20 protein-coding genes and 1 pseudogene are annotated in these 26,328 nt (G+C 68.7%); 13 read left to right on the top strand and 8 right to left on the bottom strand.

The genetic code is table 11. The features are described 5' to 3' along the window. Positions 1 to 10 precede the first annotated feature (10 nt). The 7 genes and pseudogenes from ACWCO2_RS26170 to ACWCO2_RS26140 all read left to right on the top strand — a co-directional run bounded on the left by ACWCO2_RS26170 (position 11) and on the right by ACWCO2_RS26140 (position 7,093). A complete protein-coding gene (locus ACWCO2_RS26170) occupies positions 11 to 880 on the top strand; it encodes an SDR family NAD(P)-dependent oxidoreductase (RefSeq protein ID WP_450130418.1) in 870 nt (289 codons plus the stop codon). Between the two features lie 10 nt (positions 881 to 890). Beyond that, positions 891 to 1,406, top strand: a complete 516-nt coding sequence (locus ACWCO2_RS26165; RefSeq protein ID WP_450130417.1) for a nuclear transport factor 2 family protein — start codon at positions 891 to 893, stop codon at positions 1,404 to 1,406. Then, positions 1,406 to 2,101, top strand: a pseudogene (locus tag ACWCO2_RS26160) (LLM class F420-dependent oxidoreductase); the annotation flags it as partial. The gene ACWCO2_RS26165 and the pseudogene ACWCO2_RS26160, both read left to right, overlap by 1 nt. Before the next feature lie 109 nt (positions 2,102 to 2,210). Further along, positions 2,211 to 2,645, top strand: a complete 435-nt coding sequence (locus ACWCO2_RS26155; RefSeq protein WP_450130416.1) for a nuclear transport factor 2 family protein — start codon at positions 2,211 to 2,213, stop codon at positions 2,643 to 2,645. 145 nt (positions 2,646 to 2,790) lie between these two features. Continuing rightward, entirely contained in the window at positions 2,791 to 4,542 is a 1,752-nt protein-coding gene (locus ACWCO2_RS26150) for a urocanate hydratase (protein WP_450130415.1), read from the top strand. A 5-nt stretch (positions 4,543 to 4,547) separates the two neighbouring features. Next, positions 4,548 to 5,765: an imidazolonepropionase gene (hutI, locus tag ACWCO2_RS26145; RefSeq protein ID WP_450130414.1), complete on the top strand. Its 1,218-nt coding sequence runs from the start codon at positions 4,548 to 4,550 to the stop codon at positions 5,763 to 5,765. Beyond that, the gene (locus ACWCO2_RS26140; protein WP_450130413.1) at positions 5,762 to 7,093 is read left to right on the top strand and encodes a formimidoylglutamate deiminase; all 1,332 of its coding nucleotides are present in this window, start codon (positions 5,762 to 5,764) and stop codon (positions 7,091 to 7,093) included. The genes hutI and ACWCO2_RS26140 overlap by 4 nt, the downstream gene beginning before the upstream one ends. An 82-nt stretch (positions 7,094 to 7,175) precedes the next feature. Here ACWCO2_RS26140 and ACWCO2_RS26135 read toward each other — a convergent pair whose 3' ends face one another. The 3 genes from ACWCO2_RS26135 to ACWCO2_RS26125 form a co-directional block, all read right to left on the bottom strand. After that, positions 7,176 to 8,819: an HAL/PAL/TAL family ammonia-lyase gene (locus ACWCO2_RS26135; RefSeq protein WP_450130412.1), complete on the bottom strand. Its 1,644-nt coding sequence runs from the start codon at positions 8,817 to 8,819 to the stop codon at positions 7,176 to 7,178. Then, positions 8,816 to 9,652 carry an IclR family transcriptional regulator gene (locus ACWCO2_RS26130; RefSeq protein ID WP_450130411.1) on the bottom strand — a complete coding sequence of 279 codons (837 nt, stop codon included), beginning with the start codon at positions 9,650 to 9,652 and terminating at the stop codon, positions 8,816 to 8,818. Before ACWCO2_RS26130 ends, ACWCO2_RS26135 begins: the two co-directional genes overlap by 4 nt. A gap of 161 nt (positions 9,653 to 9,813) precedes the next feature. Further along, complete coding sequence (locus ACWCO2_RS26125) at positions 9,814 to 10,506, bottom strand: GntR family transcriptional regulator (RefSeq protein ID WP_450130410.1); 693 nt, start codon at positions 10,504 to 10,506, stop codon at positions 9,814 to 9,816. Positions 10,507 to 10,624: 118 nt separating this feature from the next. Here ACWCO2_RS26125 and ACWCO2_RS26120 point away from each other — a divergent pair, with 118 nt between their 5' ends. From ACWCO2_RS26120 to ACWCO2_RS26100, 5 genes are all read left to right on the top strand, one after another. Beyond that, positions 10,625 to 12,115 carry a fumarylacetoacetate hydrolase family protein gene (locus ACWCO2_RS26120; RefSeq protein WP_450130409.1) on the top strand — a complete coding sequence of 497 codons (1,491 nt, stop codon included), beginning with the start codon at positions 10,625 to 10,627 and terminating at the stop codon, positions 12,113 to 12,115. Between the two features lie 114 nt (positions 12,116 to 12,229). Continuing rightward, on the top strand, positions 12,230 to 13,207 hold the full coding sequence (dapA, locus tag ACWCO2_RS26115; RefSeq protein ID WP_450130408.1) for a 4-hydroxy-tetrahydrodipicolinate synthase: 978 nt from the start codon (positions 12,230 to 12,232) through the stop codon (positions 13,205 to 13,207). A gap of 2 nt (positions 13,208 to 13,209) precedes the next feature. After that, positions 13,210 to 14,703, top strand: coding sequence for a 5-carboxymethyl-2-hydroxymuconate semialdehyde dehydrogenase (gene hpaE / locus ACWCO2_RS26110; RefSeq protein ID WP_450130407.1), 1,494 nt, complete (start codon positions 13,210 to 13,212; stop codon positions 14,701 to 14,703). A gap of 33 nt (positions 14,704 to 14,736) precedes the next feature. Further along, positions 14,737 to 15,807, top strand: a complete 1,071-nt coding sequence (gene hpaD / locus ACWCO2_RS26105) for a 3,4-dihydroxyphenylacetate 2,3-dioxygenase (RefSeq protein ID WP_450130406.1) — start codon at positions 14,737 to 14,739, stop codon at positions 15,805 to 15,807. An 86-nt stretch (positions 15,808 to 15,893) separates the two neighbouring features. After that, positions 15,894 to 17,801 carry an FAD-binding monooxygenase gene (locus ACWCO2_RS26100; RefSeq protein ID WP_450130405.1) on the top strand — a complete coding sequence of 636 codons (1,908 nt, stop codon included), beginning with the start codon at positions 15,894 to 15,896 and terminating at the stop codon, positions 17,799 to 17,801. A 66-nt stretch (positions 17,802 to 17,867) separates the two neighbouring features. Here the strand turns inward: ACWCO2_RS26100 and ACWCO2_RS26095 are convergent, their stop codons facing one another. The 3 genes from ACWCO2_RS26095 to ACWCO2_RS26085 are packed head-to-tail and all read right to left on the bottom strand — an operon-like array spanning position 17,868 to position 20,725. After that, positions 17,868 to 19,139, bottom strand: coding sequence for an NAD(P)/FAD-dependent oxidoreductase (locus tag ACWCO2_RS26095; RefSeq protein WP_450130404.1), 1,272 nt, complete (start codon positions 19,137 to 19,139; stop codon positions 17,868 to 17,870). A gap of 3 nt (positions 19,140 to 19,142) precedes the next feature. Continuing rightward, complete coding sequence (locus ACWCO2_RS26090; protein ID WP_450130403.1) at positions 19,143 to 19,469, bottom strand: 2Fe-2S iron-sulfur cluster-binding protein; 327 nt, start codon at positions 19,467 to 19,469, stop codon at positions 19,143 to 19,145. 50 nt (positions 19,470 to 19,519) lie between these two features. Further along, entirely contained in the window at positions 19,520 to 20,725 is a 1,206-nt protein-coding gene (locus ACWCO2_RS26085; RefSeq protein WP_450130402.1) for a cytochrome P450, read from the bottom strand. A gap of 340 nt (positions 20,726 to 21,065) precedes the next feature. Here ACWCO2_RS26085 and ACWCO2_RS26080 point away from each other — a divergent pair, with 340 nt between their 5' ends. Beyond that, complete coding sequence (locus tag ACWCO2_RS26080) at positions 21,066 to 21,983, top strand: LysR family transcriptional regulator (protein ID WP_450130401.1); 918 nt, start codon at positions 21,066 to 21,068, stop codon at positions 21,981 to 21,983. A 162-nt stretch (positions 21,984 to 22,145) separates the two neighbouring features. Here the strand turns inward: ACWCO2_RS26080 and ACWCO2_RS26075 are convergent, their stop codons facing one another. Both ACWCO2_RS26075 and ACWCO2_RS26070 read right to left on the bottom strand, forming a co-directional pair. Then, positions 22,146 to 23,570, bottom strand: coding sequence for an alkaline phosphatase PhoX (locus ACWCO2_RS26075; RefSeq protein ID WP_450130400.1), 1,425 nt, complete (start codon positions 23,568 to 23,570; stop codon positions 22,146 to 22,148). A 96-nt stretch (positions 23,571 to 23,666) separates the two neighbouring features. Further along, the gene (locus ACWCO2_RS26070) at positions 23,667 to 26,240 is read right to left on the bottom strand and encodes a phosphoesterase (RefSeq protein WP_450130399.1); all 2,574 of its coding nucleotides are present in this window, start codon (positions 26,238 to 26,240) and stop codon (positions 23,667 to 23,669) included. Positions 26,241 to 26,328: the final 88 nt, after the last annotated feature.

The raw sequence follows: 26,328 nt of genomic DNA, 5'->3' as shown, positions 1-26,328 counted from the left end.
GAGCGGTTGCATGACCAACGAGAAGGTGGCCGGCCGGGTCGCGGTGGTCACCGGCGCGAGCCGGGGCGCGGGCAAGGGAATCGCGCTGGCGCTGGGCGAAACCGGAGCCGCGGTCTACGTCACCGGCCGGACCGAGCAGGAGGGTGATTCGGCGCTGCCGGGCACGGTCTTCGCCACCGCCGAGGAGATCGACCGCCGGGGCGGTACCGGAGTGCCGGTGGTCTGCGATCACCGCGACGACACCCAGGTCGAGGCGCTGTTCGAGCGGGTGCGGTCGGAGCGCGGCAGGCTGGACGTGCTGGTCAACAACGCGTTCATCGTGCCGGACCAGCTGGCGAACCCGGGGCCGTTCTGGTCCAAACCGCTGGCGCTGCAGGAGATGTTCGACGTCGGGCTGCGCTCCAGCTACGTGTCCGGTTACTACGGCGCGCCGCTGCTCGCCGCCACCGGTGGTGGTCTGCTGGTCAACACCTCGTCCTTCGGCGGCACCTGCTACATGCACGGCCCGGCCTACGGGTCGGTGAAGGCGGGTGCGGACAAGATGGCGCACGACATGGCGGTGGACCTCGAACCGTTCGACGTGGCCGCGGTGTCGATCTGGATGGGACTGCTGCGCACCGAGCGCACCGAGGCGGCGTTGAACGCCGACCCCGAGCGCTACGGCGAACTGACCGCGATGGCCGAATCGCCGGAGTACACCGGACGGGTCATCGCCGCGCTCGCCGCGCACCCGGACCGGATGAAGTGGTCGGGGAAGGTGCTGGTCGGTGCCGAGATCGGTGCGGAACTCGGTGTGGTCGACGTGGACGGCAAGGCCCCGGCCTCGCACCGGCAGTTCCTCGGTTCTCCGGTCGAGTACAGCCAAGCCGTGGTGGATTGAGGTGGGAGAGATGTCCGACGAGGTGGACGTGCGCGACCTCGCTCGCAGGGTTGCGCGCCTGGAAGCGATCCAGCAGATCGAACGCCTGAAGTACCGGTACTGGCGCGCCTGCGACAGCAAGGATCCCGACGCTTTCCGGGAGTGCTTCGTGCGCGACGGCGCGGAGATCGACTACGGCCCGCTCGGCGGCTTCGAGGGCCGCGAGAAGCTGGTCGAGCTCTACAGCCACCTGGCCCTGCGGCGGGACGGTGACCGCTGGCTCTACAACGACATCCACCAGGGCGTCCACCCGGACATCGAGCTGGTCGACGCCGGGACCGCGGTCGGCAGCTGGACCTTCTGGTTCATGCGGGTCAACCTCGTCGACGGCGTCATCGAGCAGAACTCGCTGGAGTACCGCGACCGGTACGTGGTCGAGGACGGCGAGTGGAAGATCCAGCGTTCGCAGGTCATCCCGTTGACCGGGGTGACCTTCCCGATCCCCGAAGGTGCGAACGTGGCTCCCGGACCGGAGGTGCCGAGATGATGAAGCACGGGATCGCGCTGTTCACCAGCGACCGCGGCATCAGTCCGGCGGCCGCCGCTCGCGCCGCCGAAGAGCGCGGCTTCCACACCTTCTACGTGCCCGAGCACACGCACATCCCGATCCGCCGGGAGGCGGCGCACCCGGGTACCGGGGGCGCGGATCTGCCGGACGACCGGTACCTGCGCACCCTCGACCCGTGGGTGGCGCTGGCGACCGCGTGCAGCGCGACGTCGACCATCGGCCTGGCCACCTCGGTCGCGCTGCCGGTGGAGTCCGACCCGATCACCCTGGCCAAGGCGATCGCGTCGCTGGACCACCTTTCGGGCGGCCGGGTCACGCTCGGCGCCGGATTCGGTTGGAACCTCGACGAGTTGGCGGACCACGGCATCGATCCGACCCGCCGACGCACCGCACTGCGCGAGTACCTGGAAGCGATGAACGCGCTGTGGACGATGGACGAGGCGGAGTACTCGGGCGAGTTCGTGAGCTTCGAGAAGTGCTGGGCCTGGCCGAAACCGGTTCAGCAGCACATCCCGGTCCTGATCGGCGCGCAAGCGGGCCCCAAGACGTTCCGCTGGATATCCCGCCACGCGGACGGCTGGATCACCACGCCCCTGGACCAGAACCTGGACGACCAGGCCCATCGCCTCCAGGACGCCTGGACAGCGGAAGGTCGCGAAGACGCCCCGGAAATCCACACGCCCCGGCAAGCGAAGTCCTCCGCTACCTCGACAAGCTCTCCGCCCGCTTCGCGCTGTAACTCCCGCTTGGAATCGTCCACTTCGCCGGAAGGATCGGGGAACGATGTTGTCACTGCAGGAGATCTCGGACCGGATGGAGATCCAGGACCTCATGGTCCGCTATTGCCACGCCGTCGACACCCGGCAGTGGGACCTCCTCGACGAGGTGTTCACCGAGGACGCGCTGATCGACTACACCACCATGGGTGGAGCGCGCGGAAACCTCGTGCAGATCAAGGAGTTCCTGGCCTCGGTCATGCCCGGCTTCTCGGCGTTCCAGCACCTGATCGCCAACTCCTCGATCGCGGTCGACAGTGACACGGCGACCGGCCGCACGATGTGCCACAACCCGCTGGTGCTGCCCGACGACGGCGTGCTGCATTGCGGGTTCTGGTACATCGACACGTTCGTCCGCGTGGACGGGGCCTGGCGCATCGCGGAACGAGTCGAGGAGAAGTCCTACACCTGCACCGTCCCGGCGCCCCGACCCATCGACTGACGGTGACTGTTCTCGCGCTGTGGGAATCGGCGTTGTTGCGCGGTTTCCCCGTCGCTTGACTGCTGTTCAGCCAGCGCGGGATCGCTCTCCAGCACTGGCGTCCATCCACCGCCGCTCTTCTGGCCGGTTAGAAGAGGAGTTCGTGATGACGCGGGCAGCAGAGAACAAGTACGTGCACATGGCCACGTCCTTCCCGGATCCGCCCGCGCAGGCGCCCGAAGTCCTACGCGGGATCAAGGCCCAGCGCGGGAACGTCCTGCGCTGCAAGGGCCCCAAGCAGGAGACCATCCTGCGGATGCTCGAGAACAACATGGAGGTCGCCGAACATCCCGAACGGCTCGTCGTCTACGGCGGCATCGGCAAGGCCGCCCGGAACTGGGAGTCCTACCACGCCATCGTCGAGGCCCTGAAGCAACTCGAAAACGACGAGACGCTGGTCGTGCAGTCGGGCATGCCGGTGGCCGTCTTCCAGACGCACGATCTCGCGCCGCGGGTGGTCATGGCCACCACCAACTTCGTGCGCCCCAGCTGGCAGCGCTTCTACCAGCTGGAGGACCAGAACCTCACGATCTTCGCCCAGTACACCGCCGCCCCCTGGGAGTACATCGGCACGCAGGGAGTCATCCAGGGCACCTTCGAAACCCTCCGATCCGTCGCATCCGTCCACCTGGACGGGTCCTGGGAGGGCAAGATCCTGCTGTGCGCCGGAATGGGCGGTATGGGTGGTAACCAGCCCCGTGCCATGACCATGCTCGGTGGTGTGGCGGTGTGCGCCGACGTCGACGAGCGCATCATCAACAACCGCATCCGGATCGGCTACTGCGACGTTCTCGCCGACTCCATCCCGGAAGCGCTCGCGATGGCGCGCGAGGCCGCCGACGCGGGCAAGCCGCTGGGCATCGCAGTCGTCGCCAACGCGACCGAGCTGTTCGAGCACGCGCTCGAGCACAACTTCCGCCCCGACGTCGTCACCGAGATGACCCCGGCCCACGACCCGGTGGCCTACGTGCCGGTCGGTTGTTCGGTGGCGGAGGCCGAGGAGTTCCGGAAGCGGGACCGCGACGCCTACTTCGAGCTCTCGCGCGACGCCATGGTCCGCCAGCTCAAGGCCATGAACCGCTTCTACGACCTCGGCGTGCCGACGTTCGAGTACGGCAACCAGATCCGCCGCCAGTGCGAGGAGCACGGCTTCGCCGACGCCATGAAGATCCCCGGTTTCGTCGCGGCCTACCTGCGCCCGCTGTTCCTCGAGGGCCGCGGTCCCTTCCGCTGGACCTGCACCTCCGGAGATCCCGCCGACCTCGCCCGGCTCGACGACCTGGTGGTGGAGCTGTTCGCCGACGACGAGCTGGTCACCAGATGGATCGGTCTCGCCCGCCAGCACGTGCCGATCGAGGCCCTGCCCGCCCGGGTCTGCTACCTCGGTTTCGGGCAGCGGAAGAAGTTCGGCCTCGCGGTGAACGAGCTGATCAAGAAGGGCGAGATCGCCGGACCCGTGGCGTTCTCCCGCGACAACCTCGACAGCGGTTCGATCATCAACCCGACCTTCGAGACCGAGAACATGCCCGACGGCTCGGACGTGATCTCCGACTGGCCCTATCTCAACGGCCTGCTCAACGCCTCGGCGATGTGCGACCTGATCGCCATCCAGGCCAACTACGCGATGGGCGATTCGGTGCACACCGGTGTCACGATGATCGCCGACGGCACCGATGTCGCCGCGTTCCGGTTGAAGGCTGCCCTGACGGTGGATTCCGGCATCGGGGTCGTGCGCCACGCCCAGTCCGGTTACGACCGGGCGCGCGAGGTGGCCACCGCGGTCGGCCCCGGCGAGGGCCTGTCGATCCCGCTGTGGTGGACCCCGAAGGCGACCTTCGGCCCGGACGACGAGGGCTGAGCGCCATGACCGAGCAGGCCCAGGTGGTCGACCTGGTCATCACCGGTGCCGCCGAGCTGCTCACCTGCGCCCCGGACGCGCCCGATCTCATCGGCCGCGTCCGGGGCGGGGGGCTCGCCGCCGACGGTGGACGCATCGTCGCCGTCGGCGACGTCTCCGGTTACCGGGGACGTCGGCTGATCGACGCCTCGGGGAAGGTCGTCCTGCCCGGTTTCGTCGACAGCCACACCCACGTGGTCTTCGGTGGAGACCGGGCCGCGGAGTACGCGGCGAAAGCAGCCGGGACGTCCCCACCTCCGGGCGCGACGGTGGGCATCACCGGGACGATGGCCGACACGCGGGCCCTGTCGGTGGCCGAGCTCGTCGAGCAAGCGCTGCCACGGGTGCGGGAGATGGTGGCGGCGGGCACGACCACGTTCGAGTCCAAGACCGGGTACGGGCTCAGCCGGGAATCCGAACGGCGGCTGCTGATGGTCAACGCGCAGCTGGCGGAGGTGGCGGATGCCCGATTGGTGTCGACTTACCTGGGCGGCCACGCCATCGCTCCGGGCCGTGACCCCGAGGAGTGGACGGCGGAGATCATCGCGCAGCTGCCGGAGGTCGCCGGTTCGGCCGCGTTCAACGACGTGTACTGCGACGACGGGTACTTCACCCCGGCGCAGGCCGAGCGGATCCTGGAAGCCGGGCTGGCGCACGGCCTGGCGCCCAAGATCCACCTGGACGCCTACAGCCACACCGGTTTCGCCGCGGTCGCCGCGCGGCTCGGTGCGGTCAGCGCGGACCACCTGAACCACACCTCGGACGCGGAGCTGGAAGTGCTGGCCGAGGCCGGTGCGGTGGGGGTGTACATGCCCTGCCTTGACTACGCCGTAGCCCATCCGCAGCCGTTGGATCCGGCGCGCCTGCAACGGGCGGGGATGGAGTTGGCCCTGGCCACTGACGTGTGCCCGGGGTGCTGGACCACCAGCATGCAGACGGCGATCGTCATGGCCTGCCGCACCGGCGGGATGAGCGCGGCCGCGGCGATCCGGGCCGCCACCCTGGGCGGAGCGCGCGCCCTCGGCCTGGGCGACCGGGTCGGATCCCTGACCGTGGGTCGGGAGGCGGACGTGCTGGTCCTCGACATCCCGAGCCACGAGCACCTGGCGTACCGCCTTTCCGGATCCACTGTGGACGCTGTGGTTCGCGCCGGAACCGTGGTCGGAGCGGAAGGGACGAGATGAAGCGCTTCTTGGCAGAGTACGCGTGGCTGGGCGGGGACACCCCGGAACGCGACGTGCTCATCGAAGTCGAGGGGGAGCGCATTGCGAGCGCGACCCCGAATTCGTCCACAGCGGACGGTGTCACCTGGCTGGCCGGGCTGACGCTTCCCGGTTTCGCCAACGGCCACTCGCACGTGTTCCACCGGGCGATCCGCGGGCAGGGCCAACGCGGCGTGGGCAGTTTCTGGGCCTGGCGGGAGCTGATGTACCGGGTGGCCGGGGCCCTGGACCCGGATTCGCTGTACGACCTCGCGCGCGCCACCTACGCCGAGATGGCCTTGGCGGGGATCACCAGCGTCGGCGAGTTCTTCTACCTCCACCACGATCCGCGGGGACGTCCTTACGGTGACCCGAACGCGATGGGGCGCGCGGTGGTCCAGGCAGCGGTGGACGCGGGCCTGCGGATCACGCTGTTGGACACCTGCTACCTGCAGGGCGGGGTGGACGGTCAGGAGCTCGAAGGCGTGCAGCGCCGCTTCACCGACGGTTCCTGGCAGTCCTGGGCCGAACGTGTTTCGGCGCTGCCCACCACACCCAACTCCCGCCCCGGTGCGGCCATCCACAGCGTGCGGGCGGTCCCGCGCCAGGCGTTCGCCCCGATCGCCGAGTTCGCCCGCGCCCGGGGAATGCCGATCCACTCGCACGTCTCGGAGCAACCGGCGGAGAACCAGGCGGCCCTGGCGCGGTTCGGCCTGACCCCCACCGCACTGCTGGACGAGGCGGGCGTGCTCGGGCCGGACATGACCTCCGTGCACGCCACCCACCTGACCACGGCTGACATCGCTGCCTACGGCACCAGCCGGTCGACGATCTGCATGTGCTGCACGACCGAACGCGACCTGGGCGACGGCGTCGGCCCTGCCGGTCTGCTGCACGAAGCAGGTGCGCGGCTCAGCGTCGGTTCGGACGCGCACATGATGATCGATCTGGTGGAGGAGGCCCGCGCCATCGAGCTCGACCTGCGGGTCACCTCCGGTGCTCGCGGCCACGTGGGCGTCCCCGAACTCGCGACCGCGCTGACCGCGGGCGGTGCGGCGTCGCTGGGCTGGGACACCGGCCGGGTCGAGGTGGGCCGCCTGGCCGACCTCACGGTGGTGGACCTGACGACTCCGCGCACCGCCGGTGCTGCGGCCGGGGACGTCCTGGCGCACGTGCTCTTCGCTGCCCAGGCCGGGGACGTCCGCACGGTTTTGCGCGGTGGGGAGGTCGTCGTCGACGACTTCCGCAGCACGAAGGTCGCCGAACCCGGTCGCGACCTGGACCGCAGCATCGCGGCCCTGCTGGGCTGAACCAGCCGGCGGAGGACGCCGAACCACGAGCGACGCGGGCAGTGCCCGGGTGAAGCGACTTCACCCGGGCACTCACGTCGTGTTAGGACTGCGTCCGCTCGTCGACGGCCGTCAGGACTGCGCCCGACGAGACCAGCTCGACGGCCGCGTCCAGCAACGGCTTCAGGACCACGTCCTGGGTGAGGAACGGGATCGTCCGCCCCGTAGCGGTGGGGGTGGCGCGCACCAGGTCCAGGACGGCGCGGGCGGCCGAGGAGATCTCGGAGCGGTCCACGTCCTCCCGCTGCATCCGCAGTTCGAGCGCTTGGCAGGCCATCAGCAGCTCGATGGCGATCACGTCGCGCACGTTGCGCACCACCGCCCTGGCGTGCAGCCCGGCGTTGTTGGCCATGGACACGTGGTCCTCCTGGTTCGCCGAGGACGGGATCGAGTCCACCGAGTCCGGGTGGGCTAGCGTCTTGCACTCGGAGACCAGCGCGGCGGCCAGGTATTGGGGCAGCATGTACCCGCAGTCCATGCCGACCTTCTCCGAGTCCACCAGGTAGTCCGGCAGACCCCGGTTGAGGCTGGAGTCGGTGAGCCGGAAGACGCGCCGCTCGGCGATATTGCCGACCTCGCTCATCGTCATGGCGAGCAGGTCGGAGGCCATCGCCAGGTACTCGGCGTGGAAGTTGCCGCCGGAGGCCGCCTTCAGCGAGCGCGGCAGCTCGGTGATGATCAGCGGGTTGTCGGTGGCGGCGTTGATCTCGGTCTCCACGATTACGCGCACGAACTCCAGTGCGTCCTGCACCGGGCCGAGCACCTGCGGGGTGCAGCGCAGCGAATAGGCGTCCTGCGGCGGGTTGCGCACCGGGTCGGTGTCGGCGTCGCCGTCCACGAGTCCGCTGTCGGAGAGCAGTTCGCGCAGGCGGGCGGCGACGGCGATCTGCCCGCGGTGCCCGCGGGCCTCATGGATCTGAGGGATGAACGCGTCCCCGAACCCCCGCATGGCCTCGATGGAGATCGCCGCGGTGATCTGCGCGGTCTTCAGGGTCACCTCGGCGTCGGCCAGGGCGAGAGCGGCGTGCGCGCAGGAGAACGAGGTTCCGTTGGTCGCCGCCAGCCCTTCCTTGGCACCGAGCACGATCCGCTCCAGCCCGGCCTCCTGCATGGCCCGCACGCCCGAGACGCGTTCGGCGCCGCGGAACACCTCACCGCTGTCGTCCGCCACGTCCTCGCCGGCAGGACGCGTCATGACCAGCGCCAGGTGCGCCAGCTGGATCAGGTCGCCGGAAGCTCCTAGGGACCCGTACTGGGGGATGACGGGGAACATGTCCCGCTGGAGCATGTCCACCAGCAGTTGCGGGAGTTCGGGGCGCACCCCGGAATACCCGCGCGCCAGGGACGCGGCCCGGATCACCATGGCCGCCCGGACGGTGTCCTCGGGGAGCGGATCGCCCGTGCCGCAGGCGTTGGAGACGATCAACCGCCGGGACAGCTCCTCGGCGTCCTCGACCTTCTCGAACGCCTGCTTGCCCGCCAGCGAACCGAATCCGGTGTTCACGCTGTAGACCGCGTCCACCGGCCGGCCCGCGCGCATCGCGTCGGTCAGCCCCGCCACCCACTGCGCGCTCGGCTCCATGGTCTCCAGCGCGCGGGCGGACAGCGCGATGCCGCGCCGGCGACGGCTGACGTCGACGAGGTCGTCCAAGGTCAGGCGCTGGGCACCCAGGATCACTTCAGTCATGGTCGCTCTTCCTGCCGGCGGTCGGGCGGTGGAGCTGATGGGACATCGCCGGAATCCATGTGCTCATCAGCGGCGGTGATCCGATCGGAGAGCCGTTCGGCGCTCGCGCGCAGGAGCCGCACGGCCCGCTCGATCCACTCCGGATGATCGCAGCGGGACTGCTTTCCGGCGATGGTGAGCGAGCAGATCGCCTCACCTCTGATCAGCACCGGAACGGCGATGGCCAGAGCGCCGTGCCGCAGCTCCCCGCGTGAGATCTGGTAGCCCTGGCGCCGAGCTGTCCGCAGTTCCGCGCGCAGGAACTCCGGGTCCACGCGCAGACCCGTGGGCGTGCCCAGCTTGCGGGACAAGATCGAGCGCAGCAGCGGGGCGGAGGCGTGCGCGAGCAGCATGCGCTGACCGGCCCCGGCGTGCAGTGGCAGCAACTCGTTGATCCGGAAGGACACGTGGTCGGGGCGCGGCCCGCGGACCTGGCGCAGGCACACCGCGTGGGTCCCGGTCCGGACCGTGATGACAGCGGTCTCCTCCAGTGCGGCCGAGACGTCGACGAGTTCGTCGAGGGCGAGGCTGGACAGGATCGTGTTGGTCAGGTTCCGGCCGGACATCCCGATGGCCCGCCAACCGGGGGTGTAGAGGCCGCAGTCCTCCTCGACCAGCTGGTGACCGCAGAGCACCTGCAGGTGTCGGTAGACGGTGGACCGGGGGACGTCCAGCTGCCGTGCGAGGGAAGCGGCCGACACTTCGCCCTGGTCGGTGATGGCGATCAGGATGGCGAGTCCGCGTTCGAGCGAGGACATCGACCGCCCCCACGCCGGAACCGGTTCGTCGGTCAAGGCCCCTGCCCTTCCGCGCGGCCGCCACGCCGTTGTGGACCGCGCCCATGAGAACCCAGCCGTTTCCCGCTCCACAAGGTCGATTCTCATGCTGTGGGAAACCGCCCGTGACGACGCGCAGCGCCGCGGATTCGAGGTCGGCGAATGCGCCGTGTGTCCGGTTACTCGTCCGGGCTGGGTTCGTGGTCGCGCTGGAACTGGCGGAGCGCGTCGAGGGTGGCGGTGCGGTGGCGGCGTGCTGCGAGTTCGATGTCGAGCGGGTCGGCACCGTTCTCGATCAGCGCGATGAGGTTGTCGTGCTCGGCGACGGATTCGACCGCGCGGCCCGGGACGAAGCTGAAGGTCGAGTCGCGCAGCATGCGCAGCCGGCCCCAGCCGCGGCGGACGAGGTCGGTGATGTGCTCGTTCGGGCAGCGGGCGAACAGGACCGCGTGGAACTCCTCGTTGAGCTGGGTGAAGCGGCGCGGGTCGAAGTGCTCGAGGCTCTCCCGCATCCGCTGGTTCACCGCACGTGCCTCGGCGAGGTCGTCGGCGGTCAGCAGCGGGGCGGAGAAACCGGTGGCGGCGCCTTCGACGACCGCGAGCGTCTGCATCGTGGTCACGTATTCGCCCTCGTCCACCAGGGCGACCTGCGCGCCGATGTTCTTCTCGAAGGTGACCAGCCCTTCGGCCTCCAGCCGGCGGATGGCCTCGCGGACCGGGACCGCGCTGATGCCGAGCTCGCCGGCGATCTGGCTCAACACCAACCGATAACCCGGCGTGAAGCGGTGCGAGACGATCCGATCGTGGAGCCATTCGTAGGCCAGTTGGGACTTGCTGGTGGCGCCGCGGCCGGTCGGTGCGTCCGTGGTCATGGGGCCTCGTTTCGGTGAAGTGCGCTCCATCTTGCCTGAGGGGTCGGTGCGTCCCGATCTTTCCGGCTGGTGTGCTCAACCGTTGATATCAGATATGTCATCGTATACGATCCTTGCCATGACGCACGACGACGTTCGTTCTCCGGTCGAAGGACTGGCCTGGCACCCGCTCGTCGGACGGCCGGGCAAGGTGATCGCGCTGCACCTGAACTACCCGTCGCGGATCGCCCAACGCGGCCGGACGCCGGCCAAACCGTCGTACTTCCTCAAGCCGGTGACCTCCTTGGCGGCCACGGACCAGACCGTCGAGCGTCCGCCAGCGGGCGAGCTGCTGGCCTTCGAAGGCGAAATCGCTTTGGTGATCGGCAAAACGGCTCGCCGGGTCGCGCGAGAGGACGGCTGGTCGCACGTGTCCGCCGTGACCGCGGCGAACGACCTCGGCGTCTACGACCTGCGGGCCGCGGACAAGGGCTCGAACCTGCGTTCCAAGGGCGGTGACGGCTACACGCCGCTCGGTCCTGAAACTCTGCCCGCCGCCGAGGTCGATCCGGCCGCGCTGCGGGTTCGGACCTGGGTCAACGGTGAGCTCGTCCAGGACGACTCCGCTGGCACCGTCGTCTTCCCGTTCGGCGAGCTGATCGCCGACCTGTCGCAGCTGATCACCCTGGAACCTGGCGATGTGGTGCTCACCGGCACACCCGCCGGATCTTCGGTGGTGACCCCTGGCGACGTCGTCGAGGTCGAGGTGGACGTCCCGGGCACCGAGCACCGCACCGGTCGGCTGCGGACCACAGTGGTCGAGGGGACGGTCCCGCTGCCGGACTTCAGCGCGCAGCCAGCGGCCGACGATCACCAGCGGGCCGAGGCGTGGGGGAGTCGCGAGGCCGCCGGGCTCCCAGCGGCGTTCGAGCTCACCGACGAGCTGGTGGCGAAGCTGCAGAAGGTCTCGGTGGCCACGCTGTCCTCCCAGCTGCGCAAGCACGGCTACAACCAGCTGTCGATCGACGGCGTCCGCACCAACCACCCCGGTCGGAAGATGATCGGCCGGGCCCGCACGCTGCGCTTCGTGCCCGCCCGCGAGGACCTCTTCCGCAGCCACGGCGGCGGGTACAACGCGCAGAAGCGGGCCTTCGACGCGCTCGGTCCCGGTGACGTGCTGGTGGTCGAGGCGCGCGGTGAGCGCGGCAGCGGGACGGTCGGCGACATCCTCGCACTGCGGGCCCAGGTCCGAGGTGCTGCCGGCATCGTCACCGACGGCGGCGTGCGGGACTGGAACGCGGTCGCCGAACTCGACATCCCCACGTTCTCCGGAGGCCCGCACCCGGCCGTGCTCGGACGGCGCCACGTGCCGTGGGACAGCGACATCACCGTCGCTTGCGGCGGGGCGACCGTGCAGCCCGGCGATCTGATCGTCGGCGACGACGACGGGGTCCTGGTCATCCCGCCGGCACTGCTGGCCGAGGTGCTCGACGACGCGATCGAGCAGGAGGCCGAGGAGGAGTGGATCGCGGCGCGGGTCGCCGAGGGCGCCGCCGTCGACGGCCTCTACCCGCTGACCGGCGACTGGCGGAAACGCTACGAGGCCGACCAACCCAACACCGACGCATAGGGGTCGTTTCGAAATGGGGCGGAGCCGCATGCGGTGTGGGACTCAGCTTGCGCCGCTACCCGCACCGTCACGCAAGCCCTTCAGCAACAACTCCTTACTAGCAGGAGGATCTAGATGAGCAACGCTCCGGGTGCCTGGCGCACCCGTCCCGAGGAACTGACCGGATCGATCGCGCCGGTGGTCACCCCGTTCACCGCCGACGGCGAAGTCGACCACGCGTCGCTGGCGAACCTCGTCGACTGGCAGCTCAAGCAGGGCTCCGACGGGATCTCCATCGGCGGCTCGACCGGTGAGCCGAGCGCGCAGACGATCGCGGAGCGGGCGGATGCGATCCGCACGGTGCTCAAGACCGTCGATGGCCGGGCCCCGGTCGTGCCGGGTACCGGCTCGGCCAAGCTCGACGAGACCATCGAGCTCACCGGCGCGGCCTACGACGCGGGCGTGGACGCCGCGCTGGTCATCACGCCGTATTACGCGCGGCCCACCCAGGAAGCGCTGTACGTCTGGTACAAGACAGTCGCCGCCGAATACCCAGATCTGCCGATCATCGCCTACAACGTGCCGAGCCGGACCGCGGTGGAGATCGCGCCGGAGACCGTCGCCCGGCTGCACCGCGACGCGCCGAACTTCGTCGGGATCAAGGAAACGACCAAGGACTTCGAGCACTTCTCCCGGGTGATCAAGGCGGCCGGTCGCGATCTGCTGGTCTGGTCCGGCATCGAGCTGCTGTGCCTGCCGCTGCTGGCCCTCGGTGGCACCGGTTTCGTCAGCGCCACGGCCAACATCGCGCCCGCGGCGACGAAGAAGATGTACGACGCCTTCCATGCCGGGCGGCTGGACGAGGCGCTGGACATCCACTACGGCCTGCACCCGCTGGTGGACCTGATCTTCGTCGAGACCAACCCGGCGCCGGTCAAGTGGGTGCTCCAGCAGCGCGGCCTGATCAACTCCGGTCACGTCCGCCCGCCGCTGATCGCGCCGACCGAACCGGGCCAGGACAAGATCCGCGCGCTGCTCGCCGAAGGCGCGGAACAGCTTTCGCCGGTCGACGAGGACGACACCATCGCCGCCCGCGCTACTGGAGGGGAATGATCATGACTGACCTGCACGTGCCGCAGAACCTGCCGAAGCGGCTCCAGCACTTCGTCGACGGCGAGTTCGTCGACAGCCTGGACGGCGCCACGTTCGACGTCCTGGACCCGGTGTCCAACCAGAACTACCTCGAGGCCGCGGCCGGCAAGCAGGCCGACGTCGATCGCGCCGTCACGTCAGCGCGCAAGGCCTTCGACGAGGGGCCGTGGCCGCGGATGCTGCCGAGGGAGCGGGCCCGGATCCTCAACCGGATCGCCGACATCGTCGAGTCCCGCGACGAGCGGCTGGCCGAGTGGGAGACCTTCGACTCCGGACTGCCGATCACCCAGGCGCTCGGGCAGGCGCGGCGGGCCGCGGAGAACTTCCGGTTCTTCGCCGACCTGATCGTGGCGCAGGCCGACGACACCTACAAGGTTCCGGGCAAGCAGGTCAACTACGTCAACCGCAAGCCCAAGGGCGTGGCCGGGTTGATCACCCCGTGGAACACGCCGTTCATGCTGGAGAGCTGGAAGCTCGCCCCGGCGCTGGCCTCGGGCTGCACCGTGGTGCTCAAGCCGGCCGAGTTCACCCCGCTGTCGGCCAGCCTGTGGCCGGAGATCTTCCGCGAGGCAGGGGTGCCGGACGGCGTGTTCAACCTGGTCAACGGCATCGGCGAAGAGGCCGGTGACGCGCTGGTCAAGCACGAGGACGTCCAGCTGATCTCGTTCACCGGGGAATCGGCGACCGGCGCGCTGATCTTCGCCAACGCCGCACCGACGCTGAAGGCGCTGTCGATGGAGCTCGGCGGCAAGAGCCCCGCCGTGGTGTTCGCCGACGCCGATCTCGATGCCGCGATCGACTCGACGGTGTTCGGCGTCTTCTCGCTCAACGGTGAGCGCTGCACGGCAGGCAGCCGGATCCTGGTGGAGCGGCCCGTCTACGACGAGTTCGTCCGGCGCTACGTCGAGCGGGCGAAGAACATCAAGGTGGGCAACCCGCACGACCCCGCCACCGAGGTCGGCGCGCTGGTGCACCCCGAGCACTATGAGAAGGTCACCGGTTACATCGAGATCGGCAAGACCGAGGCCGTGCTGGCTGCCGGTGGCGGTCGTCCGGAGGGCCTCGAGTCGGGCAACTACGTGCAGCCGACGGTGTTCGTGGACGTGCCACCGACCGCACGGATCTTCCAGGAGGAGATCTTCGGCCCGGTCGTGGCGATCACCCCGTTCGACAGCGACGAGGAAGCGCTCGAGCTGGCCAACGCCGTCAAGTACGGGCTGGCGGCCTACGTGTGGACCTCGAACCTCGAGCGTGCGCACAACTTCGGGCAGCGCATCGACGCCGGCATGGTCTGGCTGAACTCGCACAACGTCCGCGACCTGCGCACGCCGTTCGGCGGCGTCAAGGCCTCCGGTCTGGGGCACGAGGGCGGTTACCGCTCGCTGGACTTCTACTCCGACCAGCAGGCCGTGCACATCTCGCTGGCGCCCGTCCACACCCCCAAGTTCGGCGCCTGACACGGCGTCTCGCATGCGAAGGAACGTTCAACGATGAGTGTCTCGGCTGCATCAGAACTCACCCCGCCCGATATCGTCCGCTGCGCCTACCTCGACCTGGTGGTCACCGACCTCGCGGCGTCCCGGGAGTTCTACGTGGACACGCTCGGTCTGGTGGTCACCGAGGAGGACGACGAGGCGATCTACCTCCGCTCGTTCGAGGAGTTCATCCACCACAACCTGGTGCTGCGCAAGGGACCGGTGGCCGCCGCGGCGGCGTTCGCCTTCCGCGTCCGCACCCCGGAGGACGTGGATCGGGCCGAGAAGTGGTTCGCTGCAAGGGGTTGCCGCACCGAACGCCGCGAAGGCGGTTTCGTCAAGGGCATCGGTGATGCGGTCCGGGTCACCGATCCGCTGGGCTTCCCGTACGAGTTCTTCTACGAGGTCGACCACGTCGAGCGGCTGGCCTGGCGCTACGACCTGCACAACCCGGGCGCGCTGGTGCGCCTCGACCACTTCAACCAGGTGACCCCGGACGTGCCGAAGGGCCGGGAATACCTGGAGGAACTCGGTTTCCGGGTCACCGAGGACATCAAGGACGAGGAGGGCACCACCTACGCGGCGTGGTTGCGGCGCAAGTCGACCGTGCACGACACCGCGCTCACCGGTGGCGACGGGCCGCGGCTGCACCACATCGCCTTCGCCACCCACGAGAAGCACAACATCCTCGCCATCTGCGACAAGCTCGGCGCATTGCGCAAGTCCGACGTCATCGAGCGCGGTCCCGGACGGCACGGCGTGTCCAACGCCTTCTACCTCTACATCCGTGACCCCGACGGGCACCGGGTCGAGATCTACACCCAGGACTACTACACCGGTGACCCGGACAACCCGGTCGTCACCTGGGACGTCCACGACAACCAGCGCCGGGACTGGTGGGGCAACCCGGTCGTGCCGTCCTGGTACACCGAGGCGTCGCCGGTCCTCGACCTCGACGGCAACCCGCAGCCGGTGCGGGAGCGCACGGACGCCAGCGAGATGGCCGTGACGGTCGGCGCCGACGGGTTCTCCTACACCCGCAAGGACGACGTGGCGGCGGGATTCAAGCTCGGAAACTCGTTGTGAGCGGCGAACTTCCCGCCGAACTGCACGCGTGATCTCCCCTGTGCAGTCCTGAACACGAGGAACCCACAACGACGTGAGGAGGAACCGTGCAGTTTCACCACCACGGGTACGTTTCCGGCGATCCCCGCATCCAGCCGCCCGCGGGTGTTGGCGTGGACCGGCCCGAGGAGCTCCCGGACGAGGTCGACGTCCTCATCGTGGGCAGCGGCCCGGCCGGGATGATCGCCGCCGCCCAGCTGGCGCAGTTCCCCGGCATCGTCACGCGCATCATCGACCGCCGTCCCGGTCGCCTGGAGGTCGGGCAGGCCGACGGCATCCAGGCCCGCAGCGTGGAGACGTTCCAGGCGTTCGGCTTCGCCAACCGCATCATCGAAGAGGCCTACCGGATCACCGAAATGGCCTTCTGGAAACCGGATCCGGAGAACCCGGAGAACATCGTGCGAGCCGCGCGCGCTCCCGACGACCCGGTCGGGATCAGCGAGTTCCCCCACCTGATCGTCAACCAAGCCCGCGTGCTCGACCACTTCGCCGAGGTGGCGCGCAACGCGCCGACCCGGCTGGTGCCGGACTACGGCTACGAGTTCGTCACCCTCGACATCGTCGAGGAAGGGGAGTACCCGGTCGCGGTCACCCTGCGCCGCAGCGCGGGGGAGGACGAGGGCGCGGAACGGAAGGTCCGGGCCAAGTACGTGATCGGCTGCGATGGCGCGCGCAGCAAGGTGCGCGAGTCGATCGGCCGTGAACTCGTGGGCGACCAGGCCAACCACGCCTGGGGCGTGATGGACGTGCTGGCCGAGACCGACTTCCCGGACATCCGCACCAAGTGCGCCATCCAGTCGCACGACGGCGGCAGCATCCTGCACATCCCGCGCGAGGGCAACCACCTGTTCCGGATGTACGTCGACCTGGGCGAGGTCTCCGAGGACGACAACGGAGCGGTGCGCAACACCACGCAGGAAGAGGTCGAGGCCCGCACTAACGTGATCATGCACCCGTACACGGTGACGGTGAAGCACGTCTGCTGGCGCAGCGTGTACGAGGTGGGGCACCGGCTCGCCGCGAAGTTCGACGACGTGCCGGAGGCGCTGGTGGGCATCCGCAGTCCGCGGGTGTTCATCACCGGTGATGCCTGCCACACCCACAGCGCCAAGGCGGGGCAGGGCATGAACGTGTCGATGCAGGACGGCTGGAACATTGCCTGGAAAGTCGCGCACGTGCTCGAAGGACGAGCTCCCGAGGCGCTGCTCGACACCTACTCCGCGGAACGCCAGGTGATCGCGCAGAACCTGATCGACTTCGACAAGCACTGGTCGAGCCTGATGGCGGCCAAGCCCGAGGAGCTGGACGATCCCTCCGAACTGGAGGACTTCTACGTCAAGACGGCCGAGTTCCCCGCCGGGCTGATGACGCAGTACCAGCCGTCGATGATCGTCGGCACGGCCGCGCACCAGCACCTCGCAAGCGGATTCCCGGTCGGCAAGCGCTTCAAGTCCAACGCGGTCACGAGGGTCTGCGACGCCAACCCGGTGCACCTGGGCCACCACCACCGCGCCGACGGGCGCTGGCGGATCTACGCGTTCGCCGACCGGCCGGCCGCGGGGCAGCGCTCGAAGGCGACCGACTTCGCCGAGTGGATCGCCGGCTCACCGGAATCGCCGGTGCTCGAGTACACGCCGAAGAACGGTGACCTCGACGCGTGGTTCGACGTCAAGGTCATCTACCAGCAGGAACACACCGGCGTCGACCTCGTGGCCGTGCCGCGCGCGTACCTGCCGAAGGTAGGCCCGTTCGACATCGTCGACTACGAGAAGGTGTACGCCGCCGACCCGAAGGACGACATCTTCGAGGCACGCGGCATCGATCGAGATGGCGCCCTGGTCGTAGTGCGCCCGGACCACTACGTCGCGAACGTCCTCCCCCTGGACGCCACGGAGGAGCTGACGGCCTTCTTCGCAGGCATCTTCAACGCCCAGCGGCAGCCCGTCGGCAGTTGAGCACCGGGAAACCACAGTTTCAATTGAAACTGTGGTTTCCCGGTTTGCGGCTCTCGCCGGGCGACGTCAGGTGGTTGAGGGCTCACCCCCGCCCGCCGCGATGTTGGCCTCCTGCTTGGCGTAGGCCTTTAGGTCGAATGCCGGATCACCTGCCTGTTCCGGATCGAGCGGCAGACCCTTCGCCAGCAGACGGCGGGCGGCCACGTGGTCAGCGGGCTGGTTGGCGGATTCGACCGCGGCCAGCCTGCCGTCGCGGAACCGGAACACCGAGCACCTCCCGGTGTCGACCTCGCCGCGGAGGACGTTCTGGTCGCCGGGTAGCCCGAGTCCGGCGATCTGCAACCGCAGATCTCCCTGGTTGCTCCAGAACCACGGTACGTCCCGGTAGGGGGCAGGCCGGTCGAGAATCACGCGGGCGACGTGCCGGGCCTGGTCGGTGGCGTTCTGCACGGATTCCAGCCGGTTCCGCACCCCGAGGTGGTGGCTGGGGAAGTTGGCGCAGTCGCCGATCGCGTAGATGCGCTCGTCGTCGGTTCGCAGCGAGGCGTCGACGACCACGCCGTCGTCCACCGAGAGCCCCGCCTGCTCGGCGAGTTCCGCGCGCGGCGTGACGCCGACGCCCACCAGGACGAGGTCGGCTGGATACCGCCGGCCGAGCGAGCTGACCACCGCCGCGACCCGGCCGTTGCGGCCCTGGAACGACTCGACGCCTTCGCCGACCCGCAGATCGATGCCCGCTCGTCGGTGCGCGTCCGCCACGAAGTCCGACAGCGGCGCGGACAGCACTCGTCCCATCGGTCGTTCCGCCGATTCGAGCACCGTGACGTCGAGACCGCGTTTGTGGGCCGCCGCGGCGAATTCAAGCCCGATGAACCCCGCCCCGACCACCACTGCGGAGCGGGTTCGTTCGAGATCTGCGCGGACGGCGCGCGCCTCGGCCAGCGTGCGCAGGTGGTGGATGCCGTCGAGGTCGCCGCCCGGGACGGGCAGCCTCCGGTTGGCCGACCCCGTGGCCAGCACCAGGTGGGAGTACGGCAGGACAGCGCCGCTGTTGAGGACCACCTCGCGCCTCGCCCGATCGATGGCCGTGGCGCGCAACCCGATTCGCACGTCGACGTCCAGCCCGGTGAAGTGGTCCGCGGCGCGGATCGGTAGTGGTGCGGGTTCACCGTCGGGACGCAGGTAGTCCTTCGACAGGGGCGGGCGCTGGTATGGCGGGTCGTCCTCTTCGCCCACGACGGTGATGGCACCTGCGCAACCCGCAGCACGCAGCGAATCGGCGACTTGGAGCCCGCCCAGTCCGGCACCGACGATGACGACGCGATCTGGTGTGGACATCGGTCACACCTGACCAGCGGGGACGTCGACGTCGATCTGCTCCGCGTTCAGGCCGAGCGTGATCTGGCAGCCCAGCCGGCTGCGCTGCTCATCGCGGGGTGCAGCAGTGCACTCGAGCATCTCCTCCTCGTCCTCGCCGATCTCCGGCAGGCCGTCGAGGAACGGCTCGCGGACGTACACGTGGCAGGTCGCGCACATGGCCTGACCACCGCATTCCCCGATGATGCCGCGGACGCCGTTGCTCACCGCGGCCCGCATGATGCTGGTTCCGGACTCCGCCTCGATGGCGTCCACCGCGCCGTCCTGGTGGTGGAAGTTCACCTTTGCCATGGGAAGTTCTCCTCCGTCGTCCTGCCTGGTGCTCGAGAAACCGGCTGCGGTCACCTGCGGTCCCACCGAACCGGGAGCTGGAGCACGCCGCGGAACACCCAGCCGCCGGCTCGCGCCGGTGCATCCGGGTCCAGACGCAGGTTCGGCAGCGCCTCGAACAGGCGCGGCATGGCGACACCCACGACGGAGGCGCGGGCGACCCAGGCACCGGCGCAGAAGTGGCTTCCGCCGCCGAAGGCGAGGTGCGGTTGCTTGGTGCGGTTGATGTCGTAGCTCTCCGGGGCGTCGAAGACCTTCGGGTCCCGGTTGGCGGCGCCCACGACCACGCCGAGCCGGGCGCCCTTCGGCACCAGAACGCCTTCGAGAACGGTGTCCTGAGTGGACTCACGGGGGTACATGCCGATGGGAGCGACCCAGCGGATGGACTCCTCGAACGCGGTGGACCACAGCGACGGTTCGGTCAGCACCTGCGAGAGCTGGTCCGGATTGGACAGCAACGCCCACACCGTCGTGCCCAGCGCATCCCGCGGCTCGTTGAAGCCGCCGCCGATGGTCATCTTCAGGTTGGCGCGGACCGCTTCCAGGGGGATCGGCAGGTGGGCCAGTCCGGACAGCAGGCTGTGGTCGGGATTCTCCCGCAGGTATGGCAGCATCTCGTCGATCGCTTCGTCGACCTCGCGAGATGACTGCTCGGACTTGGCCCACACGTCCGGGTCGTCGGCGTAGTTCCCGGTCCCGTCCATCATGGTTTGCGACCAGCGCTGCAGGGCGTCTTGCGTGGCGTTCCGGAAACCCATGACGAGTCGCAGGTTCTCGGCGGCGTAGGGCGCGGCGAACTCGGCGATGAGATCGGCGCCGGGACCGGACTTCTCCAGTCGCTCCAGGTACTTCGCGCAGTTCTGCTCGAAGACCGCGTTCCAGTGCCGCTTGATCGCGTTCGGCCGGAGCACCCCGCCGTAGGACTTGCGCTCGACGTCGTGCGCGGGGTCGTCCTTGCGGAGCATGTTGTGTCCCATCGCCCGCTTCATCAGCGAGTGGGACTCGTCGGCCGAGAACCTCTCCTGGTCCTGCTCGATGGTGTGGCAGGCGGCGTAGTCGGTCACCATGTACCGGTTCACCGCGGGAACCCAGTGCACGGGCGCTTCGGCACGCATCCGCCGGTAGGCGGGGTAGGGATCGGCGTGCAGCTCCGGGATGGTGACCCAGTCCGCGACCGGGATCGGGCGGGCCTGAGCCGGGTCGACAGTGCGCGTCATCAGATCTCCAATCGGCGGAAACCCCGGCTTTCAGGCCGGGGAGGAGCTGGTTGCGGTGCCGGGCTGGCGGTGTCGGCCTGTGGAGCTGGGGTGAGACCTCAATGGGAAACCTCCCGGACGGGGCAACCGGCGACGAAGCAGGAACTATCGAGCGCGAGCTCGATGGGAATCCCGGTCCTTCAGGGCTGGGAGGAAGTCAACGTTGACTGCCTCCACTTCCTCGAGGATCGCCAGCAAGCCTGGCAGAGTGGTTCATCGCATGTAAACTTCAAAGTTGTTTGATATATCCACTACTGAGTAGTGTTTCCGGACTGGCCCATGTGGATCGATCCGAGAGGCTGTGGTGGCCAAGTACACGCTTCGGCAGTTGACGTACTTCGTCGCTGTCGCGGAAACAGGTTCGATCTCGAGCGCCGCGAGCGGGTTGCACGTCTCGCCCACGGCGGTCGCATCAGCACTCACCGGACTGGAAAGGGTTTTCGGCACGCAACTAGTGGTGCGTCGCAAAGCCCACGGAGTGTCGTTGACGCCGTCCGGGAGCTACCTGCACTCCCGCGCCGCGGACCTGCTGCGCCAGGCCGACGATCTGGAGCTCAACGTCGCCAGCGGGGGACGGGAGCTCAACGGTCCCCTGGTGATCGGCTGCTATTCCACCGTCGCGCCCACCGTGGTGCCCCCGCTGCTGGAGTGGTTCGCCGACAACCATCCGAAGGTGCAGGTGCGGGTGCTGGAAGGCAGCCAGGAGGAACTGCCGAACCGGTTGCTCGCGGGTGAGCTCGAGCTGGCGGTGGTGTACGACCTGAACCTCCCAACGGGCCTGAACTCCGTGGTGCTCTACGAGGCCCTGGCCTACGTCCTCCTGCCGGCCGGCCATCGCCTGGCGAACCGGCCGACGGTGTCGTTGCGGGAGGTGGAGGACGAACCGATGATCCTGCTCGACGTGCCGCCGGCGGCGCAGCACACCATGAACCTCTTCGATCGCGCAGGTGTGGAGCCGGAGGTGGCCCTGCGCGCGTCGGACTTCGAGCTGACCCGTTCGCTGGTCGCGCGTGGGATGGGGTACGCGATCCTGATCCAGCGGCCCGTGGTCGGCCAGTCCTACGAGGGATTACCCGTGGTGGTCAAGGAGATCCGGCCGGCAGTGCCGCCGATCCGGGTGAAGGCGGTCTGGCCGGAGACCGTTCGGCTGACCGATCGGGGCCGGGCGCTGCTCGACTTCGCGCGCGACTCGGGCTTCGGGAACGCGCCGCGGCGCTGAGCGCGGGTCGGACGCCGTACGCCTGCTGCACCCTGTTCACAGCGATCTTGAGGGGCGCGGGTTTCCTCCTCGGGGCGGGGGAGTGAACCGCGGATGACCGCGATGCGTGGGCAAACACCGCGCCGTGCCCGAGGTTCACGGCGCGGTGTCGCAGTGGAGCCGTCAGGCGCGGGGGCCGCCCGCGTTCGACGGGGTGCCCGGGGCGTGGAACGGGCCGGTGATCGCGAAGACGTGGCCCGGCGACTGGATGTTGGCGAACAGCAGGCGGCCGTCCTCGGTGAAGGTCGGGCCAGTGAACTCCTTGTCGACGCTCACCTCGTTGCGCGCCATCGGGTAGCTGTCGCCCTGCTTGGTGATACCGACGAGGTGCTGGATGCCCTCGCCGTCCTCGGCGAGGATCAGGCCACCGTTCGGGTCGACGACGATGTTGTCGGGGCCGTCGAAGTTGGTGTCCTCGTCGGGGTTCGGGTTCACCTTGAAGATGGTCTTCAAGGTGACGGTTTCGGTGGCCGGGTCGTAGAACCACACCTGGCCGTCGTGCTCGTTGACGCTGCCGTCGGTCGCCCGGGCGAAGCTGGCGACGAAGTAGTGGCCGCCGTCGCCGTAGTAGGCGCCCTCGAGCTTGCGGCTGGAGGTGACCTCACCCGCGCCGAACTGCTTGCGGATCGAGGCCGCTGTGGCGAGCCGGTCCGGGACCTCGACCCACTTCACGTCGTAGCGGGTACCGGTCCCGGTGGCCTCCGACAGGTCGATGATCCGCTTGGCGCCCGCGTAACAGACCATCGCTTCCAGGGTGCCAGCGGTGTCGCCGCCCTCGGAGAGCGCCAGCTTGCGCAGAGCACCCTTGCCGCCGGTGAAACCGGTCGGCGGGGTCCACCGGTAGTAGAGGCCGTTCGGGCTGCCGGCGTCCTCGGTGAGGTAGATGCGGTTGTCGGCCGGGTCGAGGCTGATCGCCTCGTGCGAGAAACGGCCGAGGAACTTCAGCGGCACCGGGTTCAGGTTGGCGTCGCGGTCGAAGGCGTCGACCTCGAAGCACCAGCCGTGATCGTGCAGGAAGGCGCCGCCGGCGCGCTGCTCGGTCTCCTCGCAGGTGATCCAGGTGTCCCACGGCGTGCGGCCACCGGCGCAGTTGTTGTGGGTGCCGGCCAGACTGACGTACTCGTTGACCCGGTTGCCCTCGTTGTCCACGACGATGTTGGTGGTGCCGCCTCCTGCGCCCGGGTCGAAGGTCAGGCCGTCCACGGTGGGCACCCGGTACGGCTCGCTGCCACCGACCTCATGGTTGTTGATGAGCACCAGCTGCCCATCACCCTCGAAAACGGCGGTACCGTCGGGGTCGGACGGGGTCGGCTCACCGGACTCCAGCTTGGTGACGCCGCTCTCGGCCACGATCTTGTACGAGAATCCTTCTGGCAGCGACAGAATGCCGGCTGGGTCCGGGACCAGGGGGCCGTAGCCAGCGACCCGTCGGGTCATCGCCGAAGCGGCGGGCGCGGCGATCGCCTCCACACTGCCGGCGACCACGATGCTGAACACGCCCGCGGCGCCAGCACGGAGGACGTCGCGGCGGGACATCGGTGCTGTCAAGACAGTCTCCCTCGGTAGTACTGAATTCGGGCCACAGATCGGCTCCCTGCCCGGCTGGAAGCCGGGCAGGGGACCTGGTAACTGGATCGACCTGCGTCAGCCGTCGGAGTCCCGGGACGGAATCGCCGCACCCGGCACGTCGGCCGGAGCGTAGAACTTGTCCTCACCCGGGAACGGCTTCTCCCAGCCGGTCGCCTCGTACCAGCCGAGGTGGTTCAGCTGCGCGGGGTTGAACGCGTCGACCTTGTCGGCCGTCCCGTTCGCGTGCTGCTGGGCCTTCCAGTCGGCCCACTGCGCCGCGAGTTGCTGCTTGTCCGCGGGCACCGCAGTGGTCGTCAGAGCCGGCTGGGCCGGGACGTCCGCGCCACACTCGGGCATCGTCTTCAGACCGTCGGTCAGCGGCACCTGGTTGGGCACCGCGTTGTACGGCGTGAAGTCGGCGTGCGGGGTGAACGCCTGACGCATCGGCGACGCCGCGGTGTCCTTCTGGTTCATCGGCTGGATGCCGAGGATCTGCTCCACGGTGCGGAGCATGGTGATCTGGCTGCCGTAGTGGCTGTCCACCACGCCGTGGTTGGCCCACGGGCTGATGATCTGGACCGGCGCGCGGTGGCCGTCGACGTGGTCGGCAGCGGCCTGCGAGTCGTCCTCGACCACGAAGATGGCGGTCTCGGGCCAGTACTTGCTGTGCGAGATCGTGTCCACGAGCTTGCCGAGCGCGAGGTCGTTGTCCGCGACCTGAGCCGGGGCGCTGGCCGGGCCACCGGTGTGGTCGTTGGACAGCCACATCATGTTGAGGTTGGCAGGACCGTTCTTCTCGAAGTCCTGCTTCCAGACCTCGTACTTGTAGACGTCCGGAACATTCAGGTCGTATTTCGGGAAGCCCGGCACGGACACCTCGTTCAGCGACGGGATCGCCGAACCGACCTTGATCGGGTAGGCGCTGGGCTGCCCGGTCGCAGCCATGTTCTTCCCGTCGCACCAGTACTTCTGCCAGGTCGCGCCCGGCGGCTTCTGCTCGAAGTTCTGGAACTCGCCGTAGTTCTTGACGGTCTTGCCGGCGGCCTTGGCACCGGTCCAGATGAAGCCGGACCGCTGGTGCCCCAGCACGTCGTCCTCCGTGTCGTAGCTACGGATGTACTCACCCGCGGTCGACTCGGTGTACTCCGGGCTGTCCGCCTGCGTCACCCAGCTGTGCCCCTCGGCGGAGTTGGTGCCGGTGTCGTAGATGTTGTCGTACAGACCGAACTGGCGGGCCAGTGCGTGGTTGTTCGGCGTGACCTTCTCACCGTAGGAGGCCAGGGACGGGTCACCGTTGCCCTGCGGCATGTCCCCGAACATCTGGTCGTAGGTGCGGTTCTCCTTGACGACCCAGTACACGTACTTGATCGTCGAGGGGTCACCGAGCTTGACCGGAACCGGGACCGGCGGCACGTTGCCGGTGTTGTCCGCCTTGGCCAGCGAGTTGCCGCGCCAGCCGTTCTGGGTGAACACCTTGCCGGTTTCGCTCTTGATCACGTCATCGCTGGGCAGCGTGAAGTGCATCAGGCTCGAGGTGGTGTCGTGTGTGTGGTGCTGGTTGGTTGTCGAGCGGCGGGCGTCGATACCACGGGTGTTCGTCACGACGATGTCGTTGCCGACCTGGGCGATCTCCGACGGGAAGTAGTCCGTCGGCAGCAGACCCACGTAGCTGACCGGCTCCACCGGGTTGGCGTACTTGTACACCGCGATCGCGTTAGCGCGGCCCAGCGTCACCAGGAGGTGACCATCGTTGGTCAGGGTCACCGCGGTCGGCTCGTAACCCACCGAGGCCTCCGGCCACGGCTGCGTCGCGATGGTCTGGATCACCTTGTCGCTGGCCATGTCGATGACCGACACGGTGTCCGATGCCGTGTTGGTGACGAACAGCGCGCCGTTCTTCGCGTACAGCGCGGTCGGGTGCAGACCCACGTCGATGCTGCCCGGCGTGGCGGCCGGGTGGACGACGTCGATGACGCTCAGGGTACCGGTGGTGGAGGCGCCGGTGTCCCCGTTGGCCGGCACCTGGGTGCCGTAGGAGTTCATCGTCGTCTCGCCCGGCTGGGCCGGACGGCCGCCCTCGTTGCTGACGTACAGCTTGCCGCCGACGAGGAGCATGTCACGCGGGGCGTTGCCCACGTTCCAGCTCTGCGTGATGGCACCGGTCGCGACGTCGATCGCCACGACGCGGTTCTGGCCGTTGACCGCCGAGAACACCGTCGAGCCGTCGGCCGAGAACACCGCCTCGGCCACCAGTGCGCGCTTGCCGTCGACCCGGGGGATGGGCACGAACGTCGGGTTCGCCAGCGTTCCGTCGGCGTTCACGGTGAACTTGCGGTACCCGTCGGCCTGGCCCAGCCACAGCGACTTGCCGTCGGGTGAGTACGTCGGGCCTTCCTGCCCGATGTCGTTACCCGGGATACGCAGGTTCGCACCGGCGTTGTTACCGATGAGCTGCTGAACCTTGTAGCTCTTCAGGTCCACGATGGACAGCGCCATTCCGCCGTCGGTGATCGACGCCGCCATGTGCGTGCCGTCGGGGCTGATCGCGGAGGACATGATCTTGCCGTTGTTGATGACCATACGGTCGCCGTAGGGGGCGAGGTACTGGTCGGAGGAGATGACCAGGCCGTTGTCGGTGGTCTGGCCCACCTGGTCGGTCCCGAACAATTCAGTCTGTGCCAATCCGATACCGGTGCCGGTGACAGCGAGAGCTACCGCCGATACGCCTGCGGTGGCC

Source organism: Saccharopolyspora sp. NPDC002376 (assembly GCF_053593195.1).
Note: the sequence above shows the minus strand (reverse complement) of the source record. Positions and strands in the feature narration are given on the sequence as shown.